Source organism: Nitrosomonas sp., assembly GCA_016703745.1.
GTDB lineage: Bacteria > Pseudomonadota > Gammaproteobacteria > Burkholderiales > Nitrosomonadaceae > Nitrosomonas.
Genome location: JADJBK010000006.1, coordinates 68,828 through 86,563, shown reverse-complemented (window position 1 = coordinate 86,563; position 17,736 = coordinate 68,828). Strand labels below are relative to the sequence as shown.

Below are 17,736 nucleotides of genomic sequence, written 5' to 3'. Positions count from 1 at the left end.
TTTTCTGTTTTTAAATAACGGCACTCTATCCAGAAAATCAAGTATCAATCAAAGTAGAAACAATATACTAGCGTAAAGCAGATACAAAAAAAGGCGAACGAATCGCCTTTTTTATCACTTAATTTAATTGAAATTACTTACCAGAGAAAGTCAGTGACTCCGTTTACGTAATTTTTTAATTGCTGCCAGTTGAGCAGTTGCTTCCATCAACTCAGCCTGGGCACGCGCATACTCAAACTCTGAAGATTTATTTTTCATAGCTTCTTCAGCCAGACGCTTTGACTCCAAAGCCTTTGATTCATCAAGATCTTTACCACGCAAAGCTGTGTCAGCCAGTATTGTGACTACATCAGGCTGAATTTCAAGCATTCCACCAGAGACATAAACCTCTTCGTCCTCTTTTAGTGGTGCCTTAATACGAACTACTCCGGATTTAATACGGGTAAGCATCGGCGTATGCTGGGGATAAACACCCACTTCACCCATTATCGCAGGTGCAGTTATAAATTCAGCAGGACCAGAATAGATTGAATCTTCCGCGCTGACAATATCCAGATGAAATACAGTACCCATTAGCACTCCTAAATAATTTTGATCAATTATTGAATGCTTTTAGCCTTTTCCAGCACTTCTTCAATTCCCCCAACCATATAGAAAGCTTGCTCAGGAATATCGTCATACTCACCGTCTACAATTCCTTTAAAGCCTTTAATGGTATCTTTCAGTGATACATATTTTCCAGGAGATCCGGTAAAAACTTCGGCCACAAAGAAAGGTTGTGACAAGAATCTCTGTATTTTGCGAGCGCGGCTGACGGAGAGTTTATCTTCTGGAGAAAGCTCATCCATACCCAGAATGGCAATAATATCGCGTAATTCTTTATAGCGTTGCAAGGTTTGCTGAACGCCACGAGCAGTCTGATAATGATCTTCGCCCACAACCAATGGATCAAGTTGACGAGACGTAGAATCTAAAGGATCAACAGCAGGATATATACCAAGTGACGCAATATCCCTTGACAACACCACAGTTGCATCCAAATGTCCAAAAGTAGTAGCTGGTGAGGGATCGGTCAAGTCATCTGCCGGAACATAAACAGCTTGTATCGAAGTAATTGACCCAGTTTTAGACGATGAAATACGCTCTTGCAAGCGCCCCATTTCTTCTGCCAGCGTTGGCTGATAACCAACCGCTGATGGCATCCTACCGAGTAATGCCGACACTTCTGTTCCAGCAAGGGTGTAACGATAAATATTATCAACAAAAAATAACACATCGCGACCCTCATCCCTGAATGCCTCCGCCATCGTCAAACCAGTTAATGCAACCCGTAGACGATTACCCGGTGGTTCATTCATCTGACCATAAACCAAAGCAACTTTATCCAACACATTGGAGTCTTTCATTTCATGATAGAAATCATTACCTTCTCGCGTACGCTCGCCCACACCTGCAAACACGGAGTAGCCACTGTGCTCAATTGCGATATTTCGTATCAGCTCCATCATATTTACGGTTTTGCCAACACCTGCACCACCAAAGAGACCGACTTTACCACCTTTAGCAAAAGGACAAATAAGGTCGATCACTTTGATGCCCGTTTCAAGTAATTCTGTAGATGCCGATAACTCGTCAAACGGTGGCGCAGTTCGATGGATTGGCTGCAGGGTATCTGATCCAATCTCCCCCATCTCATCAATCGGACGACCTAGAACATCAACAATGCGACCAAGAGTTTTAATACCAACGGGAACCGATATCTGTTTTTCTGTATTCGTCACCATCATGCCACGGCGCAATCCATCGGAAGTTCCCAGCGCAATTGTCCTAACAATACCGTCACCTAACTGTTGTTGAACTTCAAGAGTTAGCTCTGTTCCCTCCATCGTGAGAGCATCATAAACTTTTGGAATTTCTTCACGTGAAAACTCCACATCAACTACAGCCCCAATACACTGAACGATTTTACCTTGACTCATTATTTTGTTCCCTGAATACAAAAAATATGTTAAACAGCCGCCGCACCACCAACAATTTCAGATAATTCTTTTGTAATCGCAGCTTGACGAGTTTTATTATAAATAAGAGTCAATTCATCAATAAGATTACCAGCATTATCCGAAGCTGCTTTCATTGCCACCATTCGTGCCGATTGCTCAGAGGCCATATTTTCTGCAACCGCCTGATAAACGATTGTCTCAATGTATCTAACCATAATATCGTCAATTACCAACTTAGCCTCAGGCTCATAAATATAATCCCACGGTGCACGTTTCTTTTCCATTTCATTTCCCCTGATACGCTCATCCGTCAATGGCAATAATTGCTCCATGACTGATTCCTGTTTCATAGTATTAACGAAACGATTATAGAATATAAATACCTTATCAAATTTTCCCTCAGTATAAGCATCCAGGACTACTTTAATTGCGCCAATCAATTTCTCCATACTAGGAGCATCACCCAAACCGGTAATTTGTGACACAACATTGACGCCCAAGCGACTCATAAATCCCAAACCTTTATTGCCGACACAACAAGCCTCAGTTTCCAATCCATTGGACTGCCATTGCCTGACCTCATTCAGCACCTTCCGCAGCACGTTGGTATTCAATCCACCGCAGAGTCCTTTATCGGAGGTAACTACAATTACACCTATCTTTTTTGTATTCTCATGATTTAACAGAAAAGGGTGGCGATATTCAACACTGGCACGACTCATATGCGCAGCAACATTTCGTATTTTCTCGCCGTAAGGTCGAGCTTTTCTCATACGATCCTGAGCTTTACGCATTTTTGAAGCGGCAACCATTTCCATGGCACGCGTAATCTTCTGTGTATTTTTTACGCTGTGGATTTTATTTCGAATATCTCGACTACTTGCCATAAATTAATAGGCTCCATTTTGCTTAAATTGAATAATAGCAGCCTCGAGAGCCTTTTCTGTTTCTTCATCAAGATTTTTGGAGGATTCAATTTTCTCTAGCACTAGGGGATGATGACTAACTATATAACCTTTAAGTGCACCTTCAAAGGCTAAGGCACGATTAAGTTCAACATCATCAAAGTAACCCTTATTAAGCGCAAAAAGGGTTACTGCCATTTCAGATACCTTTTGTGTAGAATACTGATTTTGCTTCATGAGTTCAGTTGCCATCTTGCCACGCTCCAATTGCTTGCGTGTTGCCTCATCAAGATCTGAAGCAAACTGAGAAAAAGCAGCCAGCTCTCGGTATTGAGCCAGCGCTAATCGAATACCGCCACCAAGTTTCTTTATGACTTTAGTTTGAGCTGCGCCCCCAACACGCGAAACAGAAATACCCGCATTAATCGCTGGTCGTATACCCGCATTAAATAAATCAGTTTCCAAGAAAATCTGACCATCAGTAATAGAAATTACATTGGTTGGAACAAAAGCAGTAACGTCGCCAGCTTGCGTTTCAATAATTGGTAATGCAGTCAGTGATCCCGTTTTTCCTTTGACTTTTCCATTGGTCGCATTTTCCACATAGGCCTCATTAACCCTAGCAGCCCGTTCCAACAAGCGTGAATGCAGATAAAACACATCTCCCGGATAAGCCTCACGACCAGGTGGGCGGCGCAATAGCAATGAGATCTGTCTATATGCCCACGCTTGTTTAGTTAAATCATCATAAACAATCAATGCATCCTGACCCTTATCACGAAAATATTCCCCCATAGTACAGCCGGAATAGGGCGCAATAAATTGCATGGCTGCTGATTCAGAAGCCGTTGCTGCGACAACAATGGTGTATGCCATCGCTCCCACCTCTTCCAACTTCCGCACCACACTTGCAATTGACGAAGCTTTTTGACCGATTGCCACATAGATACAAACCATATTCTCATTCTTCTGATTGATGATTGTATCAATTGCGACCGCTGTTTTACCGGTTTGGCGATCTCCAATAATTAATTCTCTTTGCCCCCTCCCCACCGGAACCATGGCATCAATGGATTTCAAACCAGTTTGTACTGGCTGATCAACAGATTTCCGCCAAATCACGCCTGGCGCAATCTTTTCTATGGGCTCCATTCCCTCCGCTGCGATTGGACCTTTTCCATCTATAGGCTGGCCTAGTGCATTCACTACTCTACCCAGCAATGCTTCGCCTACCGGAACCTCTAAAATCCTTCCGGTACACTTGACAATTTCCCCTTCCTTAAGATGCTCATACGCACCCAGAATAACTGCACCGACGGAATCTCGCTCAAGATTGAGAGCGAGACCAAACGTATTACCCGGAAACTCAAGCATCTCGCCTTGCATCACATCGGACAAACCGTGTACACGAACGATACCGTCCGTGACTGATACAATCGTACCCTGCGTACGAAATTCCGAGGTAACTGCAAGACCCTCTATCTTATTTCTGATTAATTCACTTATTTCTGATGGATTCAACTGCATTCTATTAACTCCTAGCTTTTGAGGACAGCTGTCATTGCAGCCAATTTACCAGATACAGAGCTATCTATTACCTGATCACCTATTTCTATTTTTACGCCACCAATCAAGTCAGCATCCACAGCGCTGGTCACATTAACTTTACGTTGAAATTTGGTTCGTAGCACCGAAACAAGTTTTTCTTCCTGATCAGGCTTGAGGGGAAAAGCTGAAATTATTTTTGCCTCAAGTATATTTTCATGCCGTGCTCTAAGCTGTTCATAAAGTGCTTTTAGCTGAGGAAAAATTTGCAAACGCTTATTATCCGCCATTACGGTAATTAAATTTTTAGCCTGCTTATTTAAGCTCCCCGAACACGAGTCAATAATAACTTCACTCAGTTTGTCTGCTGGTATACGTGGATTATTAAGAATAGCACTTATCTGTTTATCAGAAATTACTAACAAAATCACATCCAACATTTCCGACCATACCGACAACTCTTTTTCCTCTCTTGCCAATTTAAAAACCGCTTCGGCATAAGGTCTAGCAATTGTAATTGCTTCCGCCATAGTTATTTTAGCTCTGTTTGGAGTGATGTCAGCAAATCTGCATGCGCTTTAAGATCTATTTCTCTACGAAGAATTTTAGACGCCCCCTGCACAGCTAAACTCGAAACCTGTTGACGCAATACCTCACGCGCACTAAAAATTTCATGTTCAATTTCAGCCTTTGCACCAGCAACAATCTTTTTTCCTTCTTCCCTCGCCGTGAGCTTTGCCTCTTCAATGATGTCAGATGCTCTTTTTTCAGCCTGGATAACTATCTCATTAGCACGCTGCTTCGCATCTTTCAATGTATCGGATGACCGCTGGCTAGCAAGCTCCAACTCTTTTTTTCCACGCTCGCCAGCAGCCAACCCATCCGCAATCTGCTTCTGCCTATCTTCAATAGCACGCAGCAGTGGCGGCCAGACAAACTTTACGGTAAACCAGATAAAAACCGAGAAAGCAATCGCTTGCGAGACTAGTGTGAAATTTATATTCATGTCTATTTACTCACTCGCCATGTAGAATGAATCCAATCTTATTGAATAACAGCCAGCAACGGATTACCAAAAGCAAACAACATCGCAAGGCCAACTGCAATAATGAAAGAGGCATCTGTCAGACCTAGCAGCAAGAAAACCTTACCTTGCAAGGTCGGAATCATTTCTGGCTGACGCGCAGCTCCCTCAAGAAACCGACTACACATAATCCCCACTCCGATACACGCACCAGCGGAACCCAACCCAATCATTAAACCAATGCCAATACCTGTATATGCTTGAATCATTGCTAAAAATTGCAAATTGTCCATTATGTTCTTCCCTTTATTTATTTCAAGTTAAAAAAACTACTGCTTAATTATTTCAATGAGACTCTTGAGCCATAGACAGATAGACTACTGTTAGCATCATGAAAATGAACGCCTGCAAGGTAACAATCAGTATATGAAAAATCGCCCAACCCGCGCCAAGAATAGCTCCAAAAACCGCTCCTGCCGCACCAGTTGCCGCCCACATTCCGAGCAACAAAAATATAATCTCACCCGCATAAATATTCCCAAAAAGCCGTAGCGAGTGCGAAAGAGGTTTAGATACGTATTCGATAAGATTAAACAACAAGTTGAGTGGCCACAATAGTGGGTTTTTTCCAAATGGGCTAAATATAAGTTCACCGAGCCAGCCCCCCAAACCTTTAACCTTGATTCCGAAGTATATTGTCAGTATCCATATTGACAAAGCCAACGCAAAAGTTGTATTGACGTCTGTCGTTGGCACGCTACGCCAATTATGCAATCCAAATACATTCTCGTATATTGCCGCCATGATATCTATGGGCAACAAATCCATGGCATTTAGCACCAGCACCCATACAAATACCGTCAAAGCCGCAGGTGCAACAAATGAATGTCGATTTCCATGAAACGTATTTTTTACCTGATCATCCACAAACTCTATCAGGAGCTCCACAAAAGCCTGCTTTTTGTCAGGAACGCCACTGGTAGCGGTTCTAACGACCATCCAAATCGCACCCAAACTCAACACTCCCAGCAGAACAGACATTACAAGAGTATCAACGTGCAAGACCCAGAATGGCCCCTCTCCAATACCTGTCGTTAGGTTAGTCAGATGGTGCTGGATATAAGATGTTGGAGTCAATTCAGTTTCAGATGCCATTTTTTCTTTACTTATCGTTTTGCATATTGTTGTTTAACATGGTCCTTGATGGCACGAACAAAGCCATACTGGACAATATCACTGCACCCATAAATGAGCAGATAAATATAACCGGTTTAACACTCTGATAATTCGCAAATACCGCCCAGAGCGCCACGATAATTATTAAAATCTTTAGCAACTCAGCCCGCAGGGCGGTTCGCAGAGTGCCACTAGCAGAAAATCCCTTGTGTCTCGATACCACGATGGCATAAACCGATGCGGCTCCGGCGCTTATTAGAGCACCCAAAAATCCTGAAATCGCTCCGTGCATGCCAACAGTCACACCAAATATAACCAAAACTATCACTGAGAATATTAATTGCCAGCGTATGACTGTACGTAACTGCACGTTCTTAATTAATGCCATTTAGCCGAATCTCATGACTTGATAATTTTTACTTATTTTTGAGTCTTTTTCCTGTGAGCTGCTATATTGACCATAGCCTCTTTAACGGCTGCTGATTTTATCTTGATCAAACACGATAGTCAATGACTTGTGTTGACACTGTAGAGAACAAATAGACTGTTCGGGTTTGTAGCACACGATCTGTCCGGATTATCTTTAGCCCAATGAGGGTTTGAAATGAAACGGACAGAATGGCTACAGAAGACACGAAAGATGAGGCTTGAGGAAGCTTATAAAGGCTGGAGAAGTGGAGGTTTTATACAGGAAGAAGCGGCTATGGGTGCTATTGTGGAGTATGTGATCGTACATTTCTGCGCTACCTGGGCAGATACAACGAAGGGGGACTGGATGCACTGCTGGATAAGCGCCTGACTCAGACTTCGCGTCGTTGTGCGCCCATTGATGAGGTGATGCGGTTAACGGAGCAATATCAAAGTCGGTCGACAGGGGTTTAAGTGTGGTCATTTTTACTCCAAAAATATATAAGCAGTTTCCTACCAAATGACCATTTACACAAAATTATTTATACCCCCATCGCGCTTAAATTATCCCAATTATCCGACATAAATAGTCATTATCCCATCTAGCTTTTAAACGCTTGATTTTGAAGCAAACTTTGGATATTTTTTCGGCCTTAATCAGATTCAGAGCGATATGCCGAAATTTTTATTCCTCATTTGGTGTTCTATGTCCTACGCTCAAACTATCCGACTTTGCCTGTCAAGCGGGATTACCCATTTGCTCACCGCCGTGCCCTTGCGCGCTCACGCCACTTTCGTCGAATTACTGTGCGGCTGTTTGATTTCTCCAGAAGGTTGGGGGCTGGATGCCTAAAATTGAGTTATATTTAACCGCTTAATTTTAAATCAGGCACGCTCAAAATTGGAGCCGGGTCTGTCTCCTCTGTAATCGCGTCTGGGAGCGCCACATGGCCCAATATACCGATAGCGGCCATACATCAGATTCAGGTAGAATAACTCTCATTTATCAGCACTACAGCAGCACCCTCCTCAGGAACCCTCACTCATGAAAATTCGTGATCTGTTACAACAACGTGGCAAGGAAAATTTTTCCCTGCATGATCATTTTTTGAACAGTCAGATGGTCAATGTTCTTAAAACCATCGGTTTTGATCGGCACTATGTAAAAGCCCAAGGTGCTTATCTCTATGATGAAAATGGCAATCGTTACCTGGACCTGCTGAGTGGATTTGGTGTATTCGCATTAGGCCGGAACCATCCAGAAATAGTTGGCACATTAAGGGATGTGCTAGCCGAGGATTTACCTAACCTTGTACAGCTGGATGTCTCTCTTCTGGCTGGCCTGCTGGCAGAAAAACTGGTCGCACTCACTCCCGAAAGTCTAAGCCGTGTATTTTTTGCTAATTCCGGCACTGAAACTATCGAAGCTGCAATCAAATTCAGCCGCTATGCCACCCAGAAATCCAAAATTATCTTCTGTCACGGTTGTTACCACGGATTGAGTCTGGGTTCGCTCTCTGCTACAGGAGATGATCACTACAAAAAAGGATTCGGCCCCATGGTACCGGACTTTGTTGAAATTCCATTTAACGACCTTGCCGCACTGGAACAAGCTTTATCACAAGGAGATGTTGCCGCTTTTATTACCGAACCGGTACAAGGCCATGGCGTATGGATTCCGGACGAAAATTATCTTCCCGAGGCAGCCAGATTGACACAAAAATATGGCGCACTGTTCATCGCCGATGAAATACAGACAGGATTAGGACGCACCGGAAAATGGTGGGCTGTCGAACACTGGGGTGTCGAGCCGGACATACTTTGCATGGCAAAGGCGTTGTCTGGTGGTTTTATACCGGTTGGAGCACTGGTATGCAAAGAATGGATATTTAACCGGGTTTTTAACCGGATGGATCGTGCCGTCGTGCATGGCAGCACCTTCGGTAAAAATAACTTGGCAATGGCGGCCGGGCTTGCCACTCTGGAAGTATTGGAATCAGAAAACCTGATTGAACATGCAGCCCGCACAGGAAAAATGATTGTGGATATACTCCGACCACTGATCGACAAACATGAATGCTTTACTGAAATCCGCGGCCTGGGAATGATGATTGCGTTACAGTTTACTGAACCTCGCAGCTTGTCACTGAAACTTTCCTGGAAAATGCTGGAAGCTGCCAACAAAGGGTTGTTTTCACAAATGATTACCGTACCACTATTTCAGAAACACAAAATATTGTCGCAGGTAGCCGGTCATGGCATGAATATCGTCAAGTTTATTCCCCCGCTTATTCTGACAGAAGATGATGTACGGTGGTTAACGGTTGCTGTCAGCGACGTTATTGCGGATGCCCATCGCGGACCCGCTGCTGTCTGGGATCTCGGAAAAACCCTGGCAACCCAGGCCGTACGCATGAAGACTGGAATTTAGTGAGAGATTTTCGATGCCCCAAGTAATTCTACTTTGTCAGTATGGCAAGCCGGACATCTTCAATACTGACCAAGGGTGCCAATTCACCAGCTTGGAATTCACTGGGCTGCTGAAGGATAACGGTATCCAGATCAGTATGGACGGCAAAGGTAGCTGGCGCGGCAATCAGGCTGGCATCGACGATGGTGCCGGCTTTCAAGAACAACCCACGCTCACCCAGCGTTTGGTTGATGACCTGGAAGATTTGATCCATCAACCCGTGTTTTTCCAGTAAATGCCGAAATTGCAAAATAGTGCTTTCATCCGGCACGGCTTCCAGACGAATGCCGCAAAAGCGGCGCAGTGATTCAATCTCATACAGCGCATCTTCCATGCCCGGATCGGAATAGTTGTAGATAATTTGCGCAACATGCGCGCGCAGCATCGATTCCAGGGCAAATGGTTTGCGGCCACGCCCATTGCCTGGCGCATAGCGTGGTTCAATAACATCAATCATAGTCTGCCAAAGCAATAACCCGTCAAGTTGATCGAGAAACTTCTCGCGGCGCGTGACTTTGCAATTATATTGCTTGCGGGGAATTAATCAGAGGTTCCTAAACGGGTTGAAGCACAATTCCTGCCAGGGGGGGTAAGGTAATTTCTATGGAATCGTTACGTCCGGACCAAGGTATGGGATCTGAAGTGATGATACCGTGATTGCCGACATTACTGCCATCGTAATAGACTGAATCGCTATTGAATATCTCCTGATATTGACCTGCCAAGGGCACACCGGCGCGGTAAGTACGCTGCGGTACCGGTGTAAAATTCAATATTACCAGCAGAAAAGAGCCATCTTCTGCCTGGCGCTGGAAGCAAATCACAGAGTGATCAGCATCGTGACAATCAATCCAGTCGAAACCCTTCTGGAAGAAATCCAGCTGGTGTAATGCTGGCAAGGTCAGATACAGCCGATTCAGGTCTCGCAACAAGGTCTGCACACCTTTATGACTACTCAGCTCGAGCAAATACCAATCTAGTTGATCGCATACCTGCCATTCCCGGCCCTGTCCAAATTCGTTACCCATGAAATTCATTTTTTTTCCAGGACAGGTCATTTGATAGGTAAATAACAAACGCAAGTTGGCGAATTTCTGCCAGGCATCTCCCGGCATTTTATCGAGCAAGGATCCTTTGCCGTGCACAACCTCGTCGTGCGACAAGGGCAGAATAAAGTTTTCCGTATAAGCATAGAGCTGGCTAAAAGTCAGGTTGCTATGATGATAGCGTCGGTAGAGGGGATCATGTTTCATATAGCGCAGCGTGTCGTTCATCCAGCCCATGTTCCACTTAATCGAAAACCCCAGTCCACCCAAGTGAACCGGGCGTGATACCGCCGGCCAAGCAGTGGATTCTTCCGCCAGAGTCAATGCACCAGGAAAAACCCCGTGCACCATGATATTGAGTTCACGCAAAAATTCGATGGCCTCGAGATTTTCACGACCTCCGGAACGATTCGGCAACCATTCTCCCGGTTTGCGCGAGTAATCAAGATAAAGCATCGATGCGACCGCATCGACACGCAAACCATCAAAATGAAACTCTGCCAGCCAGTAGTGAGCGCTTGATAACAGAAAAGATTTCACTTCGTTGCGCCCATAATTGAAGATACAAGTTCCCCAATCCTGGTGGTAGCCTAATCTCGGATCTTCATGTTCATAGAGAGCCGTGCCATCGAAACGCGCCAGGGCAAAATCATCATTCGGAAAATGTGCTGGCACCCAGTCGAGAATGACGCCAATCCCGGCTTGATGACACGTATCTACAAAATATTTGCAATCATCTGGCCAGCCAAAACGGCTGGTTACTGCAAAATAACCAGTTGTTTGATATCCCCATGATTCATCCAGCGGGTGCTCCGAGACAGGCATCAACTCAATATGGGTATATCCCATTTCCAGCAGATAAGGCACTAATTGTACGGCCAACTCCCGGTAAGACAGGAAGGCGCCGTCAGCGTGTCTTTTCCATGATCCGGGGTGAAGTTCATAAATATTGACAGGCGCATGCTGCCAGTCCCAATCTGCGCGTTGCGTCATCCAGTCACTATCCTGCCAGTCAAAATGATCCTTGACAGGTGGTACTCGTGCCGCGTTATTCGGACGCAATTCATAATGATTCGCATAGGGGTCAGTTTTTAACAGGATCTCACCAGTGAAACGGTTACGGATCTCATACTTATACAAGCTGCTTTCCGCCATATCCGGAATAAATAACTCCCATACACCACTTTGCGCATGCGAAATCATGGGATTGACTCTACCATCCCACTGATTGAAATCCCCAACCACGCTCACTCGCTCGGCATTAGGTGCCCATACCGAGAAACGTACCCCCTGGATACCATGATTTCTGGCACGATGTGCGCCCAGCATCACATAAGCCTGATGCAGACGACCTTCGTTGAACAAGTACAAATCATGACCAGATATTTGTAACGAAAATGCATAGGGATCATGGCGCTCTTCAATCTCGCGTGTCGATGTATCTTCCAGACGAAGTAAATAAGGGAACACAGGATTGTTCCCAGTCCACTCGAAAATTCCAGTTCCGTCAATATGCCGCATGGGTTCAAACCCGAGCGAAGTCTGCAACCAAGCATGTGTTGCGTGAGGCTGGTAAATCCTGATCAGCTTGCCGTGAACATGCTCGTGCATTCCCAGATACAGTCGCGGGTTATACAATCTGGCAGCCAGCAGTAACGCGCGCAAATCATTATCTGGAGAAGACAAGTTGGCAGGGAGTGTTTTTCTGATTGACATACGCTTGATTATAACCCTACATAACATGCCAATACAGCCAGAAATGACAGCTGGAAATGACTATGGAAATAACGTAAGATGACTTGACTACTAACCAGGTGAGCGATTATGGACACTCCACAAGCCGAACCATTCAACCATCACCCACGTTTTGTCAGCAAACTTACGCGTAATACTCTGGCGTTGATACTGGCGGGCGGCAGGGGCACGCGGCTGAAAAATCTCACGGACTGGCGCGCTAAACCAGCCGTTCCGTTTGGGGGCAAATTCCGTATTATCGATTTCGCACTGTCCAATTGCGTCAATTCGGGAGTGCGTCGTATCGGCGTAGTGACGCAATACAAGGCGCAGAGCCTGATCCGCCATATTCAACGTGGCTGGAGTTTTCTTGATGGGCGTTTCAAGGAATTTATCGAGTTACTGCCTGCCCAGCAGCGTACTGAAGAAACCTGGTACCAGGGTACGGCGGATGCGGTTTTCCAGAATCTGGACATATTACGCAGCCACGACCCTCAATATGTGCTCATTCTTGGCGGCGACCATATTTACAAGATGGACTATGGTCGTCTACTGGCTGATCATGCAGAAACACAGGCAGATCTGACCGTTGCCTGCATCGAGGTACCCGTCAGTGAGGCCAGTGCATTTGGCGTCATGGCGGTTGATAGCGCCTGGCGCATTATTGACTTCAGCGAGAAGCCAGAGAATCCCTCGCCGATTCCCGGGCAGCCGGATAAAGCGCTCGTTAGCATGGGGATCTATGTATTTAACGCCAGGTTTTTGTACGACCATCTCATTCAGGATCACGATGCCAACGCATCATCTCATGACTTCGGCAGGGATATCATTCCACGGCTAGTCGAAAGTGCGCAGGTTTACGCGCATCGTTTCCAGCGCAGCTGCGTCAGCACTACGCCAGACGCGCCTTACTGGCGGGATGTTGGCACCGTCAATGCCTACTGGGAAGCTAATATCGACCTCACGACCATCACGCCTGATCTGAACCTCTACGATGAGGACTGGCCAATCTGGACTTACCAGGAACAACTGCCTCCAGCCAAGTTTGTATTTGATGACAACGACCGTCGCGGCCAGGCACTGGATTCCATGGTTTCTGGCGGATGCATCATCAGTGGCTCAACGGTTCGCCGCTCGCTGCTCTTTTCTAATGTTCAGGTCAGAAGTTTTAGCGCCATTGAAGATTGTGTCATCTTGCCCAATGTTGATATCGGTCGTCACGCCCGTCTCCGGCGAGTGGTAATTGAAAAAAACTGCATTATCCCAGAAGGACTGGTCGCAGGGTTTGATGCGGATGAGGACAAAAAACGTTTTCTTGTTACCCAGGAAGGCGTGGCATTGATCACGCCCGAAATGCTCGGGCAGAGTTACCATTATGTTCGCTGACCAGTATTTCAGTGGCCATGCCGAGGTATCTAACCAACCGTTTTATTTTTAACCCTTGAACTTCATTGATCACCCTGCCATGAATCATCACTCGTCTACGCTCGATCTGGTCATACTCTGGCACATGCACCAGCCGGATTACCGCGATAGCGAAACGAGAGAATTTATCCTTCCCTGGGTATATCTACATGCCATCAAGGATTACACCGATATGGCGCATCATCTGGAAATGCACCCCGGTATCCGGTTGGTAATTAATTTTGTACCCGTATTGCTGGACCAGCTGGAAGATTATCGCCAGCAATTTGCCGAATCTACAATACGTGACCCGCTATTGCGATTGCTAGCCACACCAGATTTAAACCAGATCTCCATGGAAGACCGCACATTGATTCTTAAAAGCTGTTTTCTGAGCAATCACGAAACCATGCTCAAGCCCTACCCGGCCTACCAGGTATTGCGCAATCTTTATATTGACATGCAGGCACTGGGTGACAAGGAAATGATATATGTTTCCGGTCAATATCTGGCCGATCTGTTGATGTGGTATCACTTGGCGTGGACAGGTGAAAGTGTACGCCGTGCCAACAAGAATGTGATCGAGCTCATGTCAAAGGGTAGACAATTCAGTTTTGAGGATAGACTCAGCCTGTTCAACCTTTTTGGTGAATTGATCAGCAATCTCATCCCTCGTTATCACAAACTGGCAGCATCTGGACAGATCGAGCTTTCCACTACGCCACACCATCATCCGCTGGCACCGTTACTGATTGACTTCAATTCCGCACGCGACAGCCTGCCAGAATCGGTGTTACCTGCCAATATCGACTACCCTGGTGGTCGTGAACGGGTAGCGTTCCATGTAAAATCAGCTGTGGCGAGCCATAGTAAACGTTTCAATATCAAGCCGACAGGTGTCTGGCCAGCTGAAGGCGCGGTATCGGATGTTTTTATACAAACCCTGATTGAAAATAACATGGATTGGTTTGCCAGTGGGCAAGGAGTATTGGCTAACAGTTTGCAAAAATCATATCCCAACCAGCCCCTGCCGGATCATAGCACTTATCTGTACCAGCCCTATCGCTTCGATACCGGAAACGGCAGTACGCTATGTTTTTTCCGGGATGACCAACTATCTGATCTGATTGGCTTCGAATATGCGAAGTGGTTTGGGCGTGATGCTGCCGAAAATTTTATTGACCGGCTTGAACATATCCGGCATACAACAGATAACACTATCAGTCCTGTCGTCAGTGTCATTCTCGATGGAGAAAATGCCTGGGAATCCTACCCTTACAATGGCTATTATTTTCTGAATGATCTTTACGAACTGCTGGAGCAACACAGCACGATTCAAACATTCACCTTTCAGAGTTATATCGATAAGCTGAAAAAAAATAAAACTTCTATCAAACCATTGCCCACTCTATGTGCAGGTAGTTGGGTATACGGCAACTTCTCCACCTGGATTGGCGATCCAGATAAAAATGCTGCATGGAGCCTGCTCTGCGCTGCCAAACGTACCTACGATCTTGTGATACAGAGCCAACGACTGACCAAAAAAGAGAAAGAAGCAGCCAGTCTGCAACTTGCCTCTTGTGAAAGCTCCGACTGGTTCTGGTGGTTTGGTGATTATAATTCACCTACTGCAGTGGAAAGTTTTGACCAACTTTTCCGTAAAAATTTGATTAATCTCTACCAGCTTCTCAAAATTCCTGCGCCAGCCAATCTGCTGGAACCCATCAGCCATGGCAGCGAGACCGCCAGCGGTGCATCCGGAACGATGCGGCGCGCTTTCTGAGGTAATAGCCTGGTCATGAAATTACAGCATGATGAGGCCAGAACGCAACGATTGATTTACAAACCTGGAATAAAATGATGACCCAGCCTGTCTCTTTGCTCTTTGGTGTCCATGCGCACCAGCCAATTGGCAACTTTCCCGAAGTGGTTAAGGATGCACACGAGCGCTGTTATCGCCCATTCATCGAGACATTGTTCCGTTACCCTGAGTTTCACTTTGCGGTGCATTTTTCTGGCTGGCTGCTGGACTTTCTGCTGGAGCATTACCCGCAAGATATGGCCATGCTGAAAGAAATGGTCAAGCGTGGACAAGTCGAACTTTTTGGTGCAGGCGATACTGAGCCGGTGCTTGCTGTTATACCGGAGCAAGATCGTATTGGCCAGATCAAAACATTTTCATCCAAGCTCAAGAAAAATCTGGGAGAGAAACCGCAAGGCGCGTGGTTAACCGAACGTGTCTGGGAAGCAACTGTTGTTCCATCGCTGGTATCTTGTGATATTCGTTATGTCATAGTGGACGATTATCATTTTATCTGCGCAGGCAAGGATCCAGCAGAACTTGATGGCTATTTTTCTACCGAGGAAGACCGGCGCACGCTCGATCTATTTCCCATTTCAGAACAGCTGCGTTACAAACTACCCTTTTCTCCGGCACATGACGCTATTGCCTATCTGGCTTCACTAGCTGATCAGCAGCAGCCAAATCGACAATCAGCTGCCATTTATTTTGATGACATCGAAAAATTTGGTATCTGGCCTGAAACCTATCACTGGGTTTATACACAAGGCTGGCTCGAACAATTTATACAAGGCGTACTCGCGTCATCCCAGATTAAGACTCAGCATTTCCGCGACTATCATTCCCATGAAAAAACACGTGGCATTGTCTATTTACCCACCACTTCCTACATGGAAATGAGCGAATGGGCATTGCCGGCCACGCCAGCCCATACTTATGCAGATCTGGTGCAGCGTGCCAAGTCAGAAGGCTGGTATGAACGCAGCAAATCATTTTTGCGCGGCGGCATCTGGAAAAACTTTTTCTCACGCTACCCTGAATCAAACTGGATGCATAAGCGCATGCTTGGGTTATCTGCGCGTTATGCAGCCTTACCGGCAAAACAGCGTACCCGTGCCATGCAGCAATGCCTGTATGCTTCACAAGCCAATGACGCTTACTGGCACGGCTTGTTTGGGGGGCTGTACCTCCCACATCTGCGGCGTGCCATCTACAACAATCTGATAGAACTGGAAGCGCTGCTGGATCAATGTCAGCCTCGTCCAACTCATTACGAGGAAGATACTGATCTGGATGGAATCAATGAAATATACATAAGAAACAGTCAGTTACAGGCTGTTATCAAGCTGAATGGCTCCGCCAGCCTCTGTGAATTGGACGCTTATGCTCTCAAACATAATTTTGCCGATACACTGACCCGTCAGACTGAGCACTACCACCGCAAAATTCAACCGGAGCTTCAACAGGAATCCAATCACCATCAACCAGGGATTGCCTCGGCACATGACCGGATCAGTTTTAAACATGTCATCAATCAGGTAGACCTGCAACCCGATGCGCACGCACAGCACCTTTTTATCGATCATCTAAATGGCAACTTGCTGACTTACCTGCCACTCCCTTCTGATGACGATAAAATTATCAGTTTTCAATCTACCCATGGTCAAATTCTGATCAATAAACAAATACGTCTGAAGCAGAATCAATTGATTGTCACTTACAGAACCGATGGTGACAGGGATGATAGGGAAAATTTGCACATGCAGACGGAAATCAACCTCGCCATGCCAAGCTGTGATGGACCGGGTGGACGCTATCGTCAACAAAAAAGAAATCTTGCCGGTTTCGGGTTGCCACTTGAAATGAATGGCCTCGAATCGATTACACTTGAGGACGACACGCTGAAAGGTAGCGTCATTCTTCAGACTTCACCAGCAGTTGTATTTCAGGCGCACCCTCATTTTTCCGTTTCTCAATCCGAGGGGGGGTTCGAAAAAATCATGCAAGCGGTGAAAATTACGCTCATCTGGACTTTTGTTACCAGTCAACAGCAAATTTGCCTGCAATTTAACCCAGATCCCCATTAAGTACATTTTCTGACGCAATTGATACCAGGGTGTCTCTAAAAATTCAGGGTGTTAAGCAAAACGAGGTAAGAACAAAAAATATTTGACTCGGCAGGAGATTGATAGACAATGAAACATTTTTTTGAATCGCAACATA

At 45.7% G+C, this 17,736-nt stretch carries 14 protein-coding genes and 3 pseudogenes; 6 read left to right on the top strand and 11 right to left on the bottom strand.

Annotated elements, in window-relative coordinates; translation table 11 throughout:
- Positions 1-150: 150 nt before the first annotated feature.
- The 9 genes from IPG31_01510 to IPG31_01470 are packed head-to-tail and all read right to left on the bottom strand — an operon-like array spanning position 151 to position 7,038.
- Complete coding sequence (locus IPG31_01510; GenBank protein MBK6617079.1) at positions 151-573, bottom strand: F0F1 ATP synthase subunit epsilon; 423 nt, start codon at positions 571-573, stop codon at positions 151-153.
- A 26-nt stretch (positions 574-599) separates the two neighbouring features.
- Positions 600-1,979, bottom strand: a complete 1,380-nt coding sequence (gene atpD, locus IPG31_01505) for a F0F1 ATP synthase subunit beta (GenBank protein MBK6617078.1) — start codon at positions 1,977-1,979, stop codon at positions 600-602.
- Between the two features lie 29 nt (positions 1,980-2,008).
- Positions 2,009-2,887, bottom strand: coding sequence for a F0F1 ATP synthase subunit gamma (gene atpG, locus IPG31_01500; protein ID MBK6617077.1), 879 nt, complete (start codon positions 2,885-2,887; stop codon positions 2,009-2,011).
- Positions 2,888-2,890: 3 nt separating this feature from the next.
- Positions 2,891-4,432 carry a F0F1 ATP synthase subunit alpha gene (locus IPG31_01495; protein ID MBK6617076.1) on the bottom strand — a complete coding sequence of 514 codons (1,542 nt, stop codon included), beginning with the start codon at positions 4,430-4,432 and terminating at the stop codon, positions 2,891-2,893.
- Between the two features lie 11 nt (positions 4,433-4,443).
- A complete protein-coding gene (locus IPG31_01490) occupies positions 4,444-4,980 on the bottom strand; it encodes a F0F1 ATP synthase subunit delta (GenBank protein MBK6617075.1) in 537 nt (178 codons plus the stop codon).
- A 2-nt stretch (positions 4,981-4,982) separates the two neighbouring features.
- Positions 4,983-5,456: a F0F1 ATP synthase subunit B gene (locus IPG31_01485; GenBank protein ID MBK6617074.1), complete on the bottom strand. Its 474-nt coding sequence runs from the start codon at positions 5,454-5,456 to the stop codon at positions 4,983-4,985.
- A 38-nt stretch (positions 5,457-5,494) separates the two neighbouring features.
- Positions 5,495-5,767 (bottom strand): F0F1 ATP synthase subunit C, encoded by a 273-nt coding sequence (gene atpE, locus IPG31_01480; protein MBK6617073.1) that lies wholly within the window; start codon positions 5,765-5,767, stop codon positions 5,495-5,497.
- 52 nt (positions 5,768-5,819) lie between these two features.
- On the bottom strand, positions 5,820-6,629 hold the full coding sequence (gene atpB, locus IPG31_01475; GenBank protein MBK6617072.1) for a F0F1 ATP synthase subunit A: 810 nt from the start codon (positions 6,627-6,629) through the stop codon (positions 5,820-5,822).
- A 7-nt stretch (positions 6,630-6,636) separates the two neighbouring features.
- Positions 6,637-7,038, bottom strand: coding sequence for an ATP synthase subunit I (locus tag IPG31_01470; GenBank protein MBK6617071.1), 402 nt, complete (start codon positions 7,036-7,038; stop codon positions 6,637-6,639).
- Between the two features lie 693 nt (positions 7,039-7,731).
- Here IPG31_01470 and IPG31_01465 point away from each other — a divergent pair.
- The 3 genes and pseudogenes from IPG31_01465 to IPG31_01455 all read left to right on the top strand — a co-directional run bounded on the left by IPG31_01465 (position 7,732) and on the right by IPG31_01455 (position 9,655).
- Positions 7,732-7,896: pseudogene (locus IPG31_01465) on the top strand (transposase).
- 207 nt (positions 7,897-8,103) lie between these two features.
- Positions 8,104-9,489, top strand: a complete 1,386-nt coding sequence (locus IPG31_01460; GenBank protein ID MBK6617070.1) for an aspartate aminotransferase family protein — start codon at positions 8,104-8,106, stop codon at positions 9,487-9,489.
- 31 nt (positions 9,490-9,520) lie between these two features.
- Positions 9,521-9,655: pseudogene (locus IPG31_01455) on the top strand (IS3 family transposase).
- Here the strand turns inward: IPG31_01455 and IPG31_01450 are convergent.
- Together IPG31_01450 and glgB are read right to left on the bottom strand one after the other, a co-directional pair.
- Positions 9,644-10,069 (bottom strand): annotated as a pseudogene (locus IPG31_01450) (transposase). The pseudogenes IPG31_01455 and IPG31_01450 overlap by 12 nt on opposite strands.
- 13 nt (positions 10,070-10,082) lie before the next feature.
- The gene (gene glgB / locus IPG31_01445) at positions 10,083-12,290 is read right to left on the bottom strand and encodes a 1,4-alpha-glucan branching protein GlgB (protein MBK6617069.1); all 2,208 of its coding nucleotides are present in this window, start codon (positions 12,288-12,290) and stop codon (positions 10,083-10,085) included.
- A gap of 108 nt (positions 12,291-12,398) precedes the next feature.
- Here glgB and glgC point away from each other — a divergent pair, with 108 nt between their 5' ends.
- From glgC to IPG31_01430, 3 genes are all read left to right on the top strand, one after another.
- Complete coding sequence (glgC, locus tag IPG31_01440; GenBank protein MBK6617068.1) at positions 12,399-13,694, top strand: glucose-1-phosphate adenylyltransferase; 1,296 nt, start codon at positions 12,399-12,401, stop codon at positions 13,692-13,694.
- Positions 13,695-13,773: 79 nt separating this feature from the next.
- Positions 13,774-15,495, top strand: a complete 1,722-nt coding sequence (locus IPG31_01435) for a glycoside hydrolase (GenBank protein ID MBK6617067.1) — start codon at positions 13,774-13,776, stop codon at positions 15,493-15,495.
- Positions 15,496-15,572: 77 nt separating this feature from the next.
- Complete coding sequence (locus IPG31_01430) at positions 15,573-17,600, top strand: DUF1926 domain-containing protein (protein MBK6617066.1); 2,028 nt, start codon at positions 15,573-15,575, stop codon at positions 17,598-17,600.
- Positions 17,601-17,736 lie beyond the last annotated feature (136 nt).

Bases quoted from the DNA above. Each gene is read 5' to 3' on its own strand.
- glgB (MBK6617069.1), bottom strand. From the start codon at position 12,290: ATGTCAATCAGAAAAACACTCCCTGCCAACTTGTCTTCTCCAGATAAT.
- atpG (MBK6617077.1), bottom strand. From the start codon at position 2,887: ATGGCAAGTAGTCGAGATATTCGAAATAAAATCCACAGCGTAAAAAAT.
- atpD (MBK6617078.1), bottom strand. From the start codon at position 1,979: ATGAGTCAAGGTAAAATCGTTCAGTGTATTGGGGCTGTAGTTGATGTG.
- IPG31_01460 (MBK6617070.1), top strand. From the start codon at position 8,104: ATGAAAATTCGTGATCTGTTACAACAACGTGGCAAGGAAAATTTTTCC.
- atpE (MBK6617073.1), bottom strand. From the start codon at position 5,767: ATGGACAATTTGCAATTTTTAGCAATGATTCAAGCATATACAGGTATT.
- IPG31_01430 (MBK6617066.1), top strand. From the start codon at position 15,573: ATGACCCAGCCTGTCTCTTTGCTCTTTGGTGTCCATGCGCACCAGCCA.
- IPG31_01435 (MBK6617067.1), top strand. From the start codon at position 13,774: ATGAATCATCACTCGTCTACGCTCGATCTGGTCATACTCTGGCACATG.
- IPG31_01510 (MBK6617079.1), bottom strand. From the start codon at position 573: ATGGGTACTGTATTTCATCTGGATATTGTCAGCGCGGAAGATTCAATC.
- glgC (MBK6617068.1), top strand. From the start codon at position 12,399: ATGGACACTCCACAAGCCGAACCATTCAACCATCACCCACGTTTTGTC.
- IPG31_01485 (MBK6617074.1), bottom strand. From the start codon at position 5,456: ATGAATATAAATTTCACACTAGTCTCGCAAGCGATTGCTTTCTCGGTT.
- IPG31_01490 (MBK6617075.1), bottom strand. From the start codon at position 4,980: ATGGCGGAAGCAATTACAATTGCTAGACCTTATGCCGAAGCGGTTTTT.
- IPG31_01470 (MBK6617071.1), bottom strand. From the start codon at position 7,038: ATGGCATTAATTAAGAACGTGCAGTTACGTACAGTCATACGCTGGCAA.
- IPG31_01495 (MBK6617076.1), bottom strand. From the start codon at position 4,432: ATGCAGTTGAATCCATCAGAAATAAGTGAATTAATCAGAAATAAGATA.
- atpB (MBK6617072.1), bottom strand. From the start codon at position 6,629: ATGGCATCTGAAACTGAATTGACTCCAACATCTTATATCCAGCACCAT.